The organism is Marinitoga sp. 1155, from assembly GCF_001021175.1.
Lineage (GTDB): Bacteria > Thermotogota > Thermotogae > Petrotogales > Petrotogaceae > Marinitoga.
In genome coordinates, this window is sequence record NZ_AZAX01000001.1 from 194,548 (window position 1) to 210,147 (window position 15,600).

The window sequence follows — 15,600 nt, forward strand, 5'->3', positions numbered from 1 at the left end:
ATTCACCAGCCTAAGTAATTTTCTATTACAAGTTTATTATTTAAAACAGTTTCTGGTTCTCCAAAAGCTATAACATTACCTTTATGCAAAACATATAAAATATCAACGACTTCAGCAATTTCGTCAACATTATGATCTGTCACTATAACTCCGAGATTTTTTTTAGATAAAGATTTTATAATTTTTTGTATATCTTTTACAGTTATTGGATCAATTCCTACAAATGGTTCATCAAGCAAAATAAATTTTGGATTTGTTAAAAGCGTTCTGGCAAATTCTAATCTTCTTTTTTCTCCACCAGAAAGTGAATCAGCGATTTGATTTTTTAAGTCAAAAATACCAAATTCCATTAAAATATTTTCAATAATCATATGTTTGTTTTCTATATTTAGCATTGTTGCTATTAATTCCATATTATCCCAAACGGTTAAATTTCTAAAAACAGAAGGTTCCTGTGGAAGATATGCTATCCCTTTTTTAGCTCTAACATGAACTGGCAAATGAGTAATCTTTTCATTGTCGAGAAAAATATCTCCGCTTTTAGGAACCACTATTCCCAAAATTGATTTAAATAATGTCGACTTGCCAGCACCGTTAGGACCTAAAATCCCAACTATTTTTCCAGTGCTGGCTTCAAAATCGACATTATTTAATACAATCTTTCTTCCATATTTTTTTGTAATCTTTTTACATATCAAATTATACATATTATTTTTTTAACATTTCGATTATTTGTTGCGTAATGTCTACTAATTCATCTGCATATAAAACCGATGGTTCATAAAGTACCAGATTATAGCCATTATCTTTGGCATAACTGATAATTTTTGTTTTTATTTCATCCAGAATTTCATTTGTTTTTTTGGTATATTCGTCCTGAATAGCTTTTTGATATTCTGAAACTCTTGTTTGTAATTCTTTTTGTTTTTGAACTAAAGTTTCCTGTGAAGCTCCAGAATTTTTGAGATTTTCAAAATCCTGTTGCAATTTGTTTATTTTGTTCTGATAATATTGAAGATCGTTTTTATATTTTTCCTGTAGGTCAACCCATTTATAATAATTTTGTGTAACCTTTTCCATTTGAACAAATGCAATCTTTAAGTTTTTCCCTGTTTCCTTTGAACCTTCAGATATCCCTATTTTAGGAATAAATAAAAATGCCATTAAAACAATTACTACAATAAAATATTTTGAAAAATGCTTCACCAAAAAACACCTCCTGAAATGTATTCTTGTTATATTATATCATTAATTTCTATTTTTTTAAAAAATTTTTCATAACTATTTTGTTTTGCTTTTCTTAATTTATAATACATATTTTTGAATAATTAATGGATTTTTATTTAACATAATAGTGGTATTATAATAATACCCCTATCCTCCTTAAAATAAACTAAGGAATTTGCGGAGCTATAAGCTCCGTTTTTTTTATTCTTAACCTTTCCGAATATATTTAAAAATTTTTATTAAAATAATATCTAAAGATAACTTAATTTTTTCAACAAGAAAAAAGAATCATAAAAAAGCCCCTTTTGGGGCTTTTTTATGATTTTAAAATATTTTTCCTTTATATAAAGGGAATTTTTCACATAATTCTTTAACTTTGAATTTAATCGATTCTTTAAATTCATCATCCAGACTACCATCTTCGTCTTTTATATTTATAATAACCTCATTGATTAATTGAGCAATAATTTTCATTTCACTTTCTTTCATTCCTCTTGTTGTAACAGCAGGGGTTCCTATTCTGATTCCACTTGTAACAAATGGTGATCTTGTTTCTTTTGGTATAGTATTTTTATTAACAGTAATACCAGAAGCTTCTAAAGCTTTTTCAGCAGCTTTACCCGTTACATTTTTTTCTGTTAAATCAACTAAGAAAAGGTGTGAATCTGTGCCCCCAGAAACTATTCTGAACCCTAACTTTTCCATTTCTTCTGCTAATTTTTTTGCATTTTTAACAACTTGAGCTTGATATTCTTTAAATTCTGGAGATAGAGCTTCTTTGAAAGCTACAGCTTTTGCAGCAATAACATGCATTAAAGGTCCACCTTGAATCCCTGGAAATATGCTTTTATTGATTAATTTATATATTTCTTTATCATTAGTTAAAATCATACCTCCACGAGGACCTCTTAATGTTTTGTGTGTAGTAGTAGTAACAACGTGTGCATATTCCAAAGGATTGGGATATAAACCAGCAGCAACTAAACCTGCAAAATGTGACATATCAACAACTAAATAAGCTCCTACTTTATTTGCAATATCTCTAAATCTCTTAAAATCAATAATCCTCGCATACGCACTTCCACCAGCTACTATAATTTTCGGATTATGTTCAATAGCTAGCTTTTCAACCTCATCATAATCGATAACCTCTGTTTCTTCGTTAACTCCATACTGTACTACATTGAATATTTTACCAGAAAAGTTAACAGAAGCTCCATGTGTCAAATGACCACCATGACTTAACGACATTCCCATTAATGTTTCTCCTGTTTCCATTAACGCTAAATAAACACCCATATTTGCCTGAGAACCTGAATGTGGTTGAACATTAGCATATTTTGCCCCAAATAATTCTTTAGCCCTTTTTCTTGCTAAAGATTCAGCTTCGTCAACAAATTCACAACCACCATAATATCTTTTTTTAGGATAACCTTCTGCATATTTATTTGTTAATACACTCCCCATTGCTTCCATTACAGCCTGAGATGCAAAATTTTCTGAAGCTATTAATTCTAATCCGAACTCCTGTCTTTTTAATTCTTTCATAACAATATCATAAATTTCAGGATCAACGGTTTTTAAGTTTTCCCACATTTTTATTCCTCCTCTTAAATAAAAATTTCTATACCAATTATACAATATATTATAATGAAAAGCCAACAGCATTATTGAAAAAAATTTCGTGAAAAATTTTTCACACAGCATATAATCACATATAATTCTATATAACCCGATATATACCTCTGTAATCAACTTTGTAAAAATATATTTAAAAGTGTAAAATAAAAATGAGAAAAAAACTAAATTCGGAGGGGTGAAATGTATGAAATTTGAAAGTAAATATTCTGTAACAGTAAACAGAATTAAATCAAACATCATTAGAGAACTGTTGAAAACTGCAACGGCAAAAGGAATTATTTCATTTGGTGGCGGTATTCCAGATCCTGAAACATTTCCAATAGAAAAATTATCTAAAATAGCAAATGATGTAATAATGAATGAATACAAGGTTGCGTTGCAATATGGTTCAACCGAAGGTGATCCTGAATTAATAAAACAGTATATCAGATTATTAAAAAAATACGAAGACATACATTGCTTAAATGAAGAAAATATAATGATTACAACAGGTTCTCAGCAGGCATTGTTTATATTGGGAACAGTATTTTTAGATGAAGATAGTTATTGTGCAGTAAGTAAACCAATTTATTTAGGCGCGGGAAGTGCATTTAATCAGAGAAATCCTAATTATATAAGTATTCCATTAGAAAAAGATGGTATGAATTTAGATATTTTAGAAAGTGAGTTAAAAAAACTTGAAAAAGAAGGAAAGATTGATAAATTTAAATTTGTATATACTGTAAGTAATTTTCACAATCCTGCAGGAATAACCTTGTCATTAGAAAAAAGAAAGAAATTAATAGAATTAGCAGAAAAATATGACTTCATAATTATTGAAGATGATCCATATGGCGCACTAAGATTTGAAGGAGAAAAACTTCCAAGTATTTTTAAATTAAATGAAGGAAAAAGGGTAATATTATTAAATACCTTTAGTAAGGTTTTATCTCCTGGTTTAAGGATTGGTGTAATAATTGCAAATGAAGAATTAATTAAAAAAATGGTCCTTGCAAAACAGGGAATGGATCTTTGTTCATCGACATTAACCCAGAGAATAGCTGCAAGATTTATGGAAAAACACGATTTATTCGAGGAAATTCAACCAACGATAAAATTATATAAAGAAAAGAAGGATAAATTTATGGAAGCATTGGAAAAATATCTGGGTAATATCGAAGGTGTCGAATGGATACATCCTGAAGGTGGATTATTTTCCTGGATAATATTGCCAGAAGGTTTTGATACAATGGAAATGTTTGAGATTGCAAAAGAAAAGAAAATAATATATATTCCTGGGGAAACATTCTATGTAGAAGAACCAGAAAGAAATACAATGAGAGTTTCCTTCTGTCTTCCTTCATTTGAAGAACTTGAAGAAGGAACAAAAAGATTAAGGGAAACTATTGAAGAATATGCAAAGAAAAAAGGAATTACTTTAAAAATAAAATAATTCTATGCGAGGTGGAAAAATGTATCGAATATTAGTAATTAATCCTGGCTCCACATCAACAAAAATAGCTGTATTTGAAGAAAATAAAATAATTGTTTCAGAAGAAGTTACACATTCTACTGAAGAATTAGATAAATATAATAGATTAATGGATCAAATAGAATTAAGAAAAAGTGAAATCGTAGAATTTATAGAAAAGTATGGATATAAAATGACTGATTTTGATGCTATTGCTGCTAGAGGAGGTGTTTTGCCACCACTTGAAAGTGGTACATATAAAGTTAATGAAGAAATGGTTGATTATTTAAAAGATAAAACAAAAATAGAACATGCATCAAATTTAGCCGCAGTAATCGGGTGGGAATTGGCAAATAATGAAATTCCTGTTTTTATAACAGACCCAGTATCAGTAGATGAATTCATACCAGAGTCAAGAATATCTGGTATACCAGAAATAGAAAGAAAAAGTTTATTTCATGCATTAAATATGAAAAGTGTAGCTCGCAAAGCAGCAAATGAATTGAAAAAAAATTATGAAGAATGCAATTTTATTATAGTACATCTTGGTGGAGGTATATCTATAGGTGCTCAAAGAAAAGGTAAAATGATAGATGTTAATAATGCAAATGATGAAGGCCCATTTAGTCCAGAAAGAACTGGAGAATTACCAGTTGGCGATCTAGTTAAAATAGCTTTTTCCAAAAAGTATGATAAAAGAGAATTGAAAAAAAGATATATTGGTAAAGGTGGTTTGGTTGCATATTTAGGTACTAATGATTTGAGAGTAGCAATGAAAAAAGCCGAACATGATGATTATGCTAAAAAAGTGGTTGAAGCTATGGCATATCAAATTTCAAAAGAAATAGGTGGAATGGCAGCAGTCTTAAAAGGGGATGTTGATGCGATAATTATTACCGGCGGAATGGCAAGAAATGAGATTTTTATTGACATGATAAAACAAAGAGTTTCAAAAATAGCTTTAATAATGTTATACCCAGGGTCATTTGAAATGGAAGCTTTAGCTGAAGGTGCTTTAAGAATTTTAAAGTCTGAAGAAAAAGCTAAAGAATGGAAAATGTGAGGTGATAATATGAGAATCAATAAAATAATACAATTAGCACAGAATCTTGAAAATAAAAAAACGGTTGGTGTTGCTGCTGCAGAAGATGACGTTGTATTAAAAGCAGTAAGTAGAGCTGTTAAGGAAAATATATGTAATGTAGTATTATATGGAGATGAAGAGAAAATAAAGGAGATTGCAGAAAATAATGATATAGATATTTCAGAAATGAAAATCATTCATTGCAATACAAACAAAGAAGCAATAGTAAAAACAATAGAGGATGTTTCATCAGGGAAAATTGATTTACCAATGAAAGGTCATATAACTACAGGAGAATTACTATCTGTTTATTTAAAAGAAGAATATGATTTAAGAATAAAAGGAACAATTAATTTAGTTAGCGTATTTGATATTGAGAATTACCATAAATTATTAATTGTAACTGATGCTGGTATGGTAATCGCACCAACATTAGAACAAAAAGTTGATTCTATAAACAATGCAGTAAAGGTCGCAAATGCCCTGAAAATAGAAAATCCTAAAGTTGCTATTGTAGGTGCTCTTGAAAAGGTAAATACAAAAATGCCGGCTACTGTAGATGCTGCTATTATAACTCAGATGAATAGAAGAGGGCAAATTAAAGGTTGTATTGTTGATGGTCCTTTTGCAATGGACAATGCTATATCAAAAGAAGCCGCAGAGCATAAAGGTATAAAAAGCGTGGTTGCAGGAGACGCAGATATTATAATAATGCCAGATATTGAAGCAGGAAATATTTTTTATAAATCTATGGTATTTCTTTCCAAAGCAGGAGTTGCGAGTACGATTTTAGGTGGGAAAAAACCTGTAGTATTGACTTCAAGAGCAGATTCTGATGATGCAAAATTATTATCAATTGCATTATCTGTACTCTTGGCATAGGAGGTAATAATATGTACAAAATATTGGTTATAAATCCTGGCTCCACATCAACTAAATTAGCAATATATGAAGATGAAAATTTAGTTTCCAAAGAAACTGTACGACACACATCTGAAGAATTGTCTCCTTTTAATCATATAGCAGAACAATATGAATTCAGAAAAGAAGTTATAAAAAAGTTTTTAGAAAAAGAAGGTCATCAAATATCTTCATTTTCAGCTATTATAGGTAGAGGTGGTCTTTTAAGGCCTATTCCTGGTGGTGTGTACAAAGTAAATGAACTAATGAAAGAGGAATTAAGAGAAGGAAAGTACGGAGAACACGCTTCCAATTTAGGTGCTTTAATAGCTCATGAATTAGCATCAGAATATGATATTCCATCATATATTGCGGATCCAGTAGTTGTTGATGAAATGGATGAAATTGCAAAATTTTCAGGGCATCCTGATTTTGAAAGAAAATCTATTTTTCACGCTTTGAATCAAAAAGCTGTAGCAAGACTTATAGCTGAAAAAATGAATAAAAAATATGAAGAAATTAATTTAATAGTGGTTCACATGGGTGGTGGAATTTCAATTGGTGCCCATAAAAAAGGGAAAGTTGTTGATGTAAATAATGCACTGGATGGCGACGGCCCTTTTACCCCTGAAAGGTCTGGAACATTACCTATGACACAGATAATCGATTTAGCCTATTCAGATAGTATTACTTTAGATAAAATGAAAAAAAGAATAAAAGGTAAAGGCGGATTGGTAGCTTATTTAGATACAAATGATGCTCTTGAAGTTCAAAAAAGAGTAGAAGATGGTGAAGAATACGCAACATTAATTTATAAAGCTATGGCTTTACAAATTGCAAAATGGATTGGAAAAATGGCAACGGCTTTAAATTTTGAAGTCGATGGAATTATTTTAACTGGCGGATTAGCTTACGATAAAAATAATATGGTTAAGTGGCTTACTGAACACACAGAATTCATAGCTCCTATTTATGTTGTTCCAGGTGGAGATGAAGAAAAGGCTTTAGCTGAGGCTGCATTAAGGGCTTTAAAAGGAATAGAAAAAGTTAAGAGTTATCCTCCAACGGAGGGAAAATATGCTTAATACAGAATATAAATGTCACGTAATTATTGGAATGTTTGGATCTGGAAAAACAGAAATTGCCTTAAATTCTTCTATATATTTAAAAGAAAAATATGAAAATGTTGCAATTGCGGATATTGATGTAATAAGTCCATATTTCAGAACACGAGATGAAATTGACATTTTAGAAAATATGGGAATAAAGGTTATAACTCCTCCGAGAAAATTTATGCATGCTGATTTACCTATAATTCCTCCGCAGGTTGGTGGTTATATAGTAAATCCTGAATTTCAAACAATAATTGATGCCGGTGGAAATGAAGATGGTTCAACGGTAGTTGGATCTTTAAAAAATTTTCTTGATCAAACTAAAACAGCTACATATTTTGTTGTTAATACAAAACGACCTTTTATGAATAACGTTGATGACATTATATATTATATTGAAAGGCTAAGTGTTAAGGCTAGAAGAAAAATAGATTATCTTATTTCAAACTCTAATTTACAGAATGAAACAACAGAAAAAATAATATTAGAAGGGGAAAAACTTTTAGAATCAGTATCTGAAAAGACTGGAATACCTGTAGCATTTACAGTTGTTCCAGAATATTTAAAAGAATTGAATACAAAATATACAAAATTTATATTAAAAAGATTTTTAGATAAAGTATATCAATTATAGTTAAATAGAAGGAGGGATACGATGGAATACAAGAACAAAGTTGAAATTGATCAGGAAAGATGTAAAGGATGTGGTCTTTGTATAGATGCATGTCCAACTGGAACTTTAGGTTTCTCTGAAGGATTTAATGCTAAAGGATATCATCCTGCTGCAGTTTTAAATCCGGAAAAATGTATAGGATGTGGATTCTGTTATCAGATGTGTCCCGATGTATGTATAACAGTTTCAACATTGGAAAAAGCAAAGGCTTAAGGAGGGATATTGAATGGCTGAAAAAGTAATGGTTAAAGGTACAGAAGCAATTGGTGAAGCTGCCATAAGAGCTGGATGTAGATTATACTTTGGATATCCAATAACACCACAAAGTGAATTAACTGAATATATGTCAAGAAGGATGCCGCAGGTAGATGGAGTATTTTTACAAGCCGAAAGTGAAGTTGCTGCAGTGAATATGTTATATGGTGCAGCTGCTACTGGTCATAGAGTTATGACATCAACTTCTTCACCTGGTTACAGTTTAATGCAAGAAGGTGTATCATATATTGCAGGTGCAGAATTACCTGTTGTATTTGTTAATGTTGTTAGAGGAGGGCCTGGTTTAGGAGACATACAACCTGCTCAAAGTGATTACTTCCAGGCAACAAAAGGTGGCGGTCATGGTGATTATAGATTAGTTGTGTATGGACCAGAATCTTTGCAAGAAGCTGTAGAACTAACAGCAAAAGCTTTTGATGTTGCTGATAAATATAGGAATCCAGCCTTAATACTTGCTGATGGTATGTTAGGGCAAATGATGGAACCTGTTGAATTTCCAGATTTCAGAGATTTAAACACATTACCAGATCATAGTTCCTGGGCAATGCAGGGAGCAAAGGGTCGCGAACCTCATAAAATTACATCATTTGATATAAATGAATATGTATTAGAAAAAATGAATTTAAGATATCAAGAAAAATATAAGAAAATCATAGAAAACGAACAAATGTGGGAAGAATATAAAACAGAAGATGCTGAAATAGTAATAGTTGCTTATGGTACAATGGGAAGAATAGCAAAAACAATAGTTGATATGGCAAGAGAAAAAGGTGTAAAAGCTGGATTATTCAGACCTATAACCTTATGGCCTTATCCATATGATGCTTTAGCAAAATTGGCGGATTCAGCAAAATTATTCTTCACAGTAGAAATGAGTATGGGACAAATGGTTGAAGATGTAAAATTAGCAGTTAATGGAAAAAAACCTGTTGAATTTTATGGTAGAACCGGAGGGGTTGTTCCAACACCAAATGAAGTATTAGCAAAATTAATGGAATTGATATAAGAAAGGAGGAAAATTATGTCTTATAAAATAAAGTTTAAAGGTCCTGAATCATTGAGTGGAAAAGAATTCACATATTGTCCAGGTTGTCATCATGGAATAGTTCATAGATTAGTTGCTGAAATTATAGATGAATTAGGAATAAGAGAAAAAACTTTGATGGTAGCTCCTGTTGGTTGTTCGGTTTTCGCATATGAATTTTTTGATGTTGATGGAACAGTTGCACCTCATGGAAGAGCTCCAGCAGTTGCAACTGGAATGAAAAGAGCTATGCCAGAAAATGTTGTCTTTACATATCAAGGTGATGGTGATTTAGCTGCTATAGGTACAGCTGAAATATTACATGCAGCAAACAGAGGAGAAAAAATCACAACAATATTTATTAACAATGCTATTTATGGAATGACTGGTGGTCAAATGGCTCCAACTACATTATTAGGAATGAAAACCACAACTTCGCCATACGGAAGAAGTGCTGAAAATGAAGGTTATCCTTTACATATGGCTGAAATTTTATCAAATTTGCCAGGTGTAGCTTATTTAGCAAGAACAAAAGTTAACAAACCTCAAGATGTTTTAAAAACGAAAAAGATGATAAAAAAAGCATTTTTAGCTCAAATTCAGGGAAAAGGTTTTGGAATGGTTGAAGTGTTATCAACATGTCCAACAAACTGGGGAATTCCTCCAGTTGAATCAAATAAATGGTTAGAAGAAAATTTAGTACCTGAATTTCCATTAGGCGTTTATGTAGATAAGGTGGGTGATGAAAAATGAAACATCATGCATTCATAGCTGCAGGTTTTGGTGGCCAAGGTGTAATGTTATTTGGAAAAATATTATCTTTAGCTGCAATGTATGAAAATTTATATACAACATGGTTACCCTCATATGGTCCGGAAATGAGGGGTGGAACGGCTAATTGTACAGTAGTAGTTTCTGAAAAATACATTGCTTCACCTGTAGTTGATCAACCAACTGAAGTTATTGCATTTAATATTCCTTCAATGTATAAATTCGAAAAATTATTGCCTGAAAATGGTATATTATTGTTAAATTCCTCAGTTATTGATAGAGAACCTGAAAGAAAAGATGTTCAAATATATAAAATCCCTGCTAATGATATCGCTGATGAATTAGGAAATATAAAAGTTCAGAATATGGTTATGTTAGGTGCATATTTAAAAGCAACTAATGCTGTTTCCTTTGAATCTGTAAAAGCTGCATTGGAAAAATCACTAAAAGGAAAAAAAGCAGATTTATTGGATATAAATTTAAAAGCTATAGAAGCAGGCATGAATGCTTTAGTGAAATAACAACAACCCCCGGAAACTTACCGGGGGTTGTTATATAATATCACCTTATTTTTTCCTTTTTCCTTTGCTTCATAAAGAGCTAAATCTGCTTCCTTTATCAATTGATCAATATTTTTATTTCCATTAAACATTGACACTCCCTGACTTACCGTAATTTTAATTTTATGACCATTTATATATACAATATTCTCTTCAATGGCTTTTCGTATTCTCTCACTAACCTTTAAGGAATTTTCTATTGAAATGTTAGATAAAATAATTAAAAATTCTTCTCCACCAAGTCTCCCTATTAAATCATAATATCTGATTTTTTGTCTAATTAATTCAACAGTTTTTCTTAATACCTCGTCACCAGCATCATGACCATATTTATCATTAACACTTTTAAAGTTATCAAAATCCAGCATAATAACAGAAAAAAATTTATTTTCTCTTTTTGATCTTTCTATTTCTTTCTTTAATAAATCTGTAATTGCTCTTCTATTATATACACCTGTTAGATAATCAATTAGAGATAATCTCTCCAGTTCTTTAATTCTTTTAACCTTTTTTAATCCTAATTCTATTCTATAATTTAATTCTTCAATATCAAAAGGTTTCAAAATAAAATCATCAGCTTTTAATATTTTATTACTTAAATTATCCGTAATCAATATTGTATAATGATTGTTTTGTATAGTTGAAGAAACAAAAATATCTACAGAATCAATTTCTGTATTTTCATCAAAAATTATATATTTATGTTTAAGTTTTTTTAATTCAGGCATATTTAAAATATTTTTTTCAATTGCAATCATATTACTATTATACCATAAAAATCCACATCTGACGATGTGGATTAAGAATTTTTAATCATATTATGTGCAGCGTTTAATTCTTCATAAAGAATCTTTTTTGCATCATCAAACAGTTTAAATATGCTTTTATATTTAATTTCGCAAAAAACAACATTTCCTTCTTTTTCCTTTTTTATGATTCCAGAATTTTCTAAAATTTTAAGGTGTTGAGAAACACTTGACTGAGTTAGTGATAATTCTTCAGAAATATCAATAACATTACATTTTTTTTCATTTAATAATTTTAATATTCTTAACCGTGTAGGGTGTGATAATGCCTTAAATATTTCAGCGACCAATACGCAATCGTCCATAATATTCCTCTCCATCGTTTATAAATTTTTGTTTATACCATAATAAGTATAAAGTATTAACTTTACGATAGTTTCAAAACAAAATTAAAAAATTAGTTTTATTTGATTTCTCTTGCCTCTATAATTCCATGGGCTGTTGCATGTACAATACTTCTCGTATGACCTGAACAATCCCCTATAAATTTAAGATTTTCAAATAAATTGTTATTTAATTTTTTTCCATAAAATTTTACTTCAACACCATATAAAAGATTTTCTTCATCAGCGATACCTGGTATAATTTGATTTAAATTATCTATAAATTCTATTAAAGATATAGATGTTTTACTTGGAAATACTAGGTTCAAATCTCCTAAAACATATTCGTTATTACTTAATGTTGGAAAAACTTTCCATAATTTTTTTGTTCTTTTTCCCTTTTTAAAATCTCCATATGTTTGAAGTATAACTTTATTACCTCCAGCTAAAATATTAGAAAGCTTAGCAATATATGATCCATAACCATTTGGGTCGTTAAATGGTTTAGTAAAAGAGTGCGTTACCAAAATTGCAAAATTAGTATTTGTAGATTTTTGATCGTGTATTGCATGTCCATTCACAGTTATAAAATCTGCATATTTTTCTGTCACAACATACCCAGACGGATTATTACAAAATGTTCTTACTAATTGACCGTTAGATGACTTAAATTTAACTTTAAATTCATATAAAGTTTCATTTAATTCTTTAACTACAATATCTGGTAATTCAAATCTTACACCTAAATCCACTTTTGTGTTAGATAATATTATGTCAGGATATTTTTTCGTTAATGTATCAATTAATTTAAAACCACTACGACCTACTGCAACATAAACCTTATCATAATAGTCTTTTAGTTCAGCTCTAGTTTTTCTATCCATATATTCAATTAATATTTTCTCTTGTACATCAATATTTTTCACAAAAGAATTAAATTTAAAAATAACCCCTTTTTTTATAAATTCATTATGTGCATTTTTAAGAAATGTTTTTAATTTATCTGTACCAATATGGAAAAATTCCGACTCAACTAACTTAAAACCATTAATAAAAAATCTTTTTTGTAATTCTTCGATATTCTCTCTTGATCCAACTTCTGGTTCTGTCTCAGATAACTCAGAATAATAATTCACTATTTCTTTTTGCAACTTTTTATCAAAAAGTATTTCCTCTAAATCTCCTCCCATTTCCGAAGAAACGAACAGTTTTCCATCTGCTCTTATACCGCTGATTGAAGATGAAAAAATGTCTTTATTCATTTCAAAAACTATTACCTCATTTTTGGTTGTATCTACTTCCTTCAAAAAACCTACAGTTGCAGCACCAAAACCAATTACAGCAATTCTCATATATTTCTCTCCTTTCTATTTAAGTTATCAAAAAAAAATAGACTGAAACCTTAAGGTTTCAGCCTACACTCATTTCTTTATAGTATAGTAACATCTTTTTGGAGATTCAATTTTCTCCTCTTTTTTTAATTTTTTTATTGCTTTATCTACTTCTTTTTTATCAATCCCAGCTTTTTCTGCTATTTCTCCAGCTTTTAACGGCTCTTTTGATTCTGATAATACTTTAACAACTAATTCGATTGTATCCACAAAAATCCCTCCTCTTACGAAATTAATTATATATTAAAAATTTTATTTTGTCAATAAAATAAAAATCCTACTTTATATACATTATCTAATTTCTTTAATCCATGTGGCGACAGCTTTGTTATTTCATATGTCAAATCATTTCCAGCTTCATGTTTTCCTTTATGTTCTCCATTTTTCCACAATTTAGAGTGAGATACATCATACACTATTCCATTAACTGCTACATATGCCTTATTTCCGTCTTTTCCATTGAATCTCTTTAATTCATCAAAACTATATATTAATATACCAATTGGAAAAACATTATCTAATTTCTTTAATCCATGTGGCGACAGCTTTGTTATTTCATATGTTAAATCATTTCCTGCCTTATGTTTTCCTTTATGTTCTCCGTTTTTCCACAATTTAGAGTGAGATACATCATACACTATTCCATTAACTGCTACATATGCTTTATTCCCATTTTTTCCGTTGAATTTTTTTAATTCATTATAAGTAAAAGCTAAAATTCCAATATGATGAATATTTTTTAATTTACTCACACCATGAGGTGAAAGTTTTAAAATTTCAAATGTTAGTTCTGATCCAGCGTTATAGCCTTCATGATATCCTTTTTCCCATGGTTTTTCATAGGTAACATCATACACAATTCCGCTAATTGCAACAAAAGACTCTTTGCTATTTTTCCCATTATTTTCTATTAATTTATTATAAGGAATTATTTTATATTTCACTCCAAATTCATCATAATTTAAATCTACTATATTCACATATTCAGCGTATACAACTAAACTTAAAATAACCATCAATACTAATAATACCTTTTTCATTTTATCTCCTCCTATAATAGCCATGGATCAACCAAATGAATAATTAATAAAATAATTAAAGCAATCCCTATATATCTATGCCATTTAATCCATGTATTTTTAAAAATATTTATTTTACCCAATGTATAAATTAAAAACATAAAAATTATACCTATCCATAAAATCAATCCTGTATGTAAATATAAATTTCCATTTAAAGCCAAATAGCCATGCGTTATTCCAACAACAATTAATAATATTCCGGAGATTTTATGATATTTTTTTAATATTTTCATTATAAATAAAATTAATTTTGCTATTTTTGATTGTTTTTCAGTTATAAAATATTTATATATTCTTCTGACAAAAAATAAAGATAAATTAAACCCTAAAAAAAATATATTTAATGTTCCTAAAATTTCTACAAATTCTTCCATAGAATCCTCCTATTTAATCAATCCTAGTCCTTTTAAGAAATTTTTTGCAACTATTTCAGGTTCGTAGCCTTTTACATCAACAAGATAATTGAGTCTAATAATTATATTTTCATTTAAGTATAAAGTTAAAGGTTTTAATATTTCTTTTATTTCAGGGTATTTATTTAAAACTTCTTCCCTGACTAAGATAGCAGGATTATATAATGGGAAAAAGTTTTTATCATCCTTTAATACTACTAAATTATATTTTAATAATTTTGCGTCCGTTGAATAAACCATAGCAACATCGATTTTTTTATTTGCTAATGCCTCATAAGTCAAACCTGCTTCCATTGTTTTTACATACTTTTTTGGGACGTTCATATTATAGGACTTTGCCATTGCAAAAAAGCCATCAGCCCGTTCGTAAAATTCTGGATTTACACCAAAAATAACTTTATTACCTGCATTAACAAACTTTGATAAATCTGATAATGTTCTTATATTATTTTCTTCAGCAAATTTACTTTTCACAGCCATCGCATAAGTATCATTAAAAGGTATCATATTTATCCAAACAATTTTATTTTTTTCATAATCTTCTTTTCCTACTGCTTTAAATAATTCATAAGGATCATAAATGTTCTCTGTATGTTTGAAATATGCCGCCCATGCTGTACCGGTATACTCAGAATAAATATCTATTTGCCCATTTTCAATTGCTGCTCTCAAGGGAAAAGAAGTTAACCCAAATTGTTCATCTACTTTAAATCCTGCATTTTTTAAAAGCAACGAAACCATATTAGCTATTAAATAGCCTTCAGTAAACATCTTTGAACCAACAACAATTGTTTTTGCTGCAAATAAATTAAAGCTTAAAACTAAAATTAACAATACGATAAAAATTTTTTTCATAACAATTCCCCC

General features: G+C 29.5%; 19 protein-coding genes. 9 read left to right on the top strand and 10 right to left on the bottom strand.

Annotation, left to right across the window (positions count from 1 at the left end; translation table 11 throughout):
- Nucleotides 1-2: 2 nt before the first annotated feature.
- The 3 genes from lptB to glyA all read right to left on the bottom strand — a co-directional run bounded on the left by lptB (nucleotide 3) and on the right by glyA (nucleotide 2,823).
- Nucleotides 3-707 carry an LPS export ABC transporter ATP-binding protein gene (gene lptB, locus X274_RS00930; protein WP_047264900.1) on the bottom strand — a complete coding sequence of 235 codons (705 nt, stop codon included), beginning with the start codon at nucleotides 705-707 and terminating at the stop codon, nucleotides 3-5.
- Nucleotide 708: 1 nt separating this feature from the next.
- Nucleotides 709-1,206, bottom strand: coding sequence for an OmpH family outer membrane protein (locus tag X274_RS00935; RefSeq protein WP_052913104.1), 498 nt, complete (start codon nucleotides 1,204-1,206; stop codon nucleotides 709-711).
- A 345-nt stretch (nucleotides 1,207-1,551) separates the two neighbouring features.
- Nucleotides 1,552-2,823 (bottom strand): serine hydroxymethyltransferase, encoded by a 1,272-nt coding sequence (gene glyA / locus X274_RS00940; RefSeq protein ID WP_047264982.1) that lies wholly within the window; start codon nucleotides 2,821-2,823, stop codon nucleotides 1,552-1,554.
- 229 nt (nucleotides 2,824-3,052) lie between these two features.
- Here glyA and X274_RS00945 point away from each other — a divergent pair, with 229 nt between their 5' ends.
- From X274_RS00945 to X274_RS00985, 9 genes are read left to right on the top strand one after another with little or no spacing between them, the layout of a single operon-like run.
- Nucleotides 3,053-4,300 (top strand): aminotransferase-like domain-containing protein, encoded by a 1,248-nt coding sequence (locus X274_RS00945; protein ID WP_047264901.1) that lies wholly within the window; start codon nucleotides 3,053-3,055, stop codon nucleotides 4,298-4,300.
- 19 nt (nucleotides 4,301-4,319) lie between these two features.
- On the top strand, nucleotides 4,320-5,381 hold the full coding sequence (gene buk, locus X274_RS00950) for a butyrate kinase (RefSeq protein WP_047264902.1): 1,062 nt from the start codon (nucleotides 4,320-4,322) through the stop codon (nucleotides 5,379-5,381).
- A 9-nt stretch (nucleotides 5,382-5,390) separates the two neighbouring features.
- Nucleotides 5,391-6,284 carry a bifunctional enoyl-CoA hydratase/phosphate acetyltransferase gene (locus X274_RS00955; RefSeq protein WP_047264903.1) on the top strand — a complete coding sequence of 298 codons (894 nt, stop codon included), beginning with the start codon at nucleotides 5,391-5,393 and terminating at the stop codon, nucleotides 6,282-6,284.
- Between the two features lie 11 nt (nucleotides 6,285-6,295).
- Entirely contained in the window at nucleotides 6,296-7,387 is a 1,092-nt protein-coding gene (gene buk, locus X274_RS00960; protein ID WP_047264904.1) for a butyrate kinase, read from the top strand.
- Entirely contained in the window at nucleotides 7,380-8,048 is a 669-nt protein-coding gene (locus X274_RS00965) for a hypothetical protein (protein WP_047264905.1), read from the top strand. Before buk (X274_RS00960) ends, X274_RS00965 begins: the two co-directional genes overlap by 8 nt.
- Before the next feature lie 21 nt (nucleotides 8,049-8,069).
- Complete coding sequence (locus X274_RS00970; RefSeq protein ID WP_047264906.1) at nucleotides 8,070-8,300, top strand: 4Fe-4S dicluster domain-containing protein; 231 nt, start codon at nucleotides 8,070-8,072, stop codon at nucleotides 8,298-8,300.
- 13 nt (nucleotides 8,301-8,313) lie between these two features.
- Nucleotides 8,314-9,369, top strand: coding sequence for a 3-methyl-2-oxobutanoate dehydrogenase subunit VorB (locus X274_RS00975; RefSeq protein WP_047264907.1), 1,056 nt, complete (start codon nucleotides 8,314-8,316; stop codon nucleotides 9,367-9,369).
- Between the two features lie 15 nt (nucleotides 9,370-9,384).
- The gene (locus tag X274_RS00980) at nucleotides 9,385-10,140 is read left to right on the top strand and encodes a thiamine pyrophosphate-dependent enzyme (protein WP_047264908.1); all 756 of its coding nucleotides are present in this window, start codon (nucleotides 9,385-9,387) and stop codon (nucleotides 10,138-10,140) included.
- Nucleotides 10,137-10,679 carry a 2-oxoacid:acceptor oxidoreductase family protein gene (locus X274_RS00985; protein ID WP_047264909.1) on the top strand — a complete coding sequence of 181 codons (543 nt, stop codon included), beginning with the start codon at nucleotides 10,137-10,139 and terminating at the stop codon, nucleotides 10,677-10,679. Before X274_RS00980 ends, X274_RS00985 begins: the two co-directional genes overlap by 4 nt.
- 17 nt (nucleotides 10,680-10,696) lie before the next feature.
- On the opposite strand, the gene X274_RS00990 is transcribed toward X274_RS00985, so the two are convergent.
- The 7 genes from X274_RS00990 to X274_RS01020 form a co-directional block, all read right to left on the bottom strand.
- Nucleotides 10,697-11,476, bottom strand: a complete 780-nt coding sequence (locus tag X274_RS00990) for a GGDEF domain-containing protein (protein WP_052913105.1) — start codon at nucleotides 11,474-11,476, stop codon at nucleotides 10,697-10,699.
- A 41-nt stretch (nucleotides 11,477-11,517) separates the two neighbouring features.
- The gene (locus X274_RS00995; protein WP_052913106.1) at nucleotides 11,518-11,829 is read right to left on the bottom strand and encodes an ArsR/SmtB family transcription factor; all 312 of its coding nucleotides are present in this window, start codon (nucleotides 11,827-11,829) and stop codon (nucleotides 11,518-11,520) included.
- Nucleotides 11,830-11,927: 98 nt separating this feature from the next.
- Nucleotides 11,928-13,199, bottom strand: coding sequence for an NAD(P)/FAD-dependent oxidoreductase (locus tag X274_RS01000; protein ID WP_047264911.1), 1,272 nt, complete (start codon nucleotides 13,197-13,199; stop codon nucleotides 11,928-11,930).
- A gap of 69 nt (nucleotides 13,200-13,268) precedes the next feature.
- Nucleotides 13,269-13,448: an HTH domain-containing protein gene (locus X274_RS01005; RefSeq protein WP_047264912.1), complete on the bottom strand. Its 180-nt coding sequence runs from the start codon at nucleotides 13,446-13,448 to the stop codon at nucleotides 13,269-13,271.
- A gap of 50 nt (nucleotides 13,449-13,498) precedes the next feature.
- Nucleotides 13,499-14,278: a cytochrome b5 domain-containing protein gene (locus X274_RS11740; protein ID WP_197073300.1), complete on the bottom strand. Its 780-nt coding sequence runs from the start codon at nucleotides 14,276-14,278 to the stop codon at nucleotides 13,499-13,501.
- Nucleotides 14,279-14,289: 11 nt separating this feature from the next.
- A complete protein-coding gene (locus X274_RS01015; protein ID WP_047264913.1) occupies nucleotides 14,290-14,694 on the bottom strand; it encodes a hypothetical protein in 405 nt (134 codons plus the stop codon).
- Nucleotides 14,695-14,703: 9 nt separating this feature from the next.
- Nucleotides 14,704-15,588, bottom strand: a complete 885-nt coding sequence (locus tag X274_RS01020; RefSeq protein ID WP_047264914.1) for an ABC transporter substrate-binding protein — start codon at nucleotides 15,586-15,588, stop codon at nucleotides 14,704-14,706.
- Nucleotides 15,589-15,600 lie beyond the last annotated feature (12 nt).

Coding starts and splice junctions, on each gene's coding strand:
- X274_RS01015 (WP_047264913.1), bottom strand. CDS start 14,694: ATGGAAGAATTTGTAGAAATTTTAGGAACATTAAATATATTTTTTTTA.
- buk (WP_047264904.1), top strand. CDS start 6,296: ATGTACAAAATATTGGTTATAAATCCTGGCTCCACATCAACTAAATTA.
- X274_RS00965 (WP_047264905.1), top strand. CDS start 7,380: ATGCTTAATACAGAATATAAATGTCACGTAATTATTGGAATGTTTGGA.
- X274_RS00985 (WP_047264909.1), top strand. CDS start 10,137: ATGAAACATCATGCATTCATAGCTGCAGGTTTTGGTGGCCAAGGTGTA.
- X274_RS00995 (WP_052913106.1), bottom strand. CDS start 11,829: ATGGACGATTGCGTATTGGTCGCTGAAATATTTAAGGCATTATCACAC.
- X274_RS01020 (WP_047264914.1), bottom strand. CDS start 15,588: ATGAAAAAAATTTTTATCGTATTGTTAATTTTAGTTTTAAGCTTTAAT.
- X274_RS00945 (WP_047264901.1), top strand. CDS start 3,053: ATGAAATTTGAAAGTAAATATTCTGTAACAGTAAACAGAATTAAATCA.
- lptB (WP_047264900.1), bottom strand. CDS start 707: ATGTATAATTTGATATGTAAAAAGATTACAAAAAAATATGGAAGAAAG.
- X274_RS01000 (WP_047264911.1), bottom strand. CDS start 13,199: ATGAGAATTGCTGTAATTGGTTTTGGTGCTGCAACTGTAGGTTTTTTG.
- glyA (WP_047264982.1), bottom strand. CDS start 2,823: ATGTGGGAAAACTTAAAAACCGTTGATCCTGAAATTTATGATATTGTT.
- X274_RS00955 (WP_047264903.1), top strand. CDS start 5,391: ATGAGAATCAATAAAATAATACAATTAGCACAGAATCTTGAAAATAAA.
- X274_RS00975 (WP_047264907.1), top strand. CDS start 8,314: ATGGCTGAAAAAGTAATGGTTAAAGGTACAGAAGCAATTGGTGAAGCT.
- X274_RS00990 (WP_052913105.1), bottom strand. CDS start 11,476: ATGATTGCAATTGAAAAAAATATTTTAAATATGCCTGAATTAAAAAAA.
- X274_RS00980 (WP_047264908.1), top strand. CDS start 9,385: ATGTCTTATAAAATAAAGTTTAAAGGTCCTGAATCATTGAGTGGAAAA.
- X274_RS11740 (WP_197073300.1), bottom strand. CDS start 14,278: ATGAAAAAGGTATTATTAGTATTGATGGTTATTTTAAGTTTAGTTGTA.
- buk (WP_047264902.1), top strand. CDS start 4,320: ATGTATCGAATATTAGTAATTAATCCTGGCTCCACATCAACAAAAATA.
- X274_RS00970 (WP_047264906.1), top strand. CDS start 8,070: ATGGAATACAAGAACAAAGTTGAAATTGATCAGGAAAGATGTAAAGGA.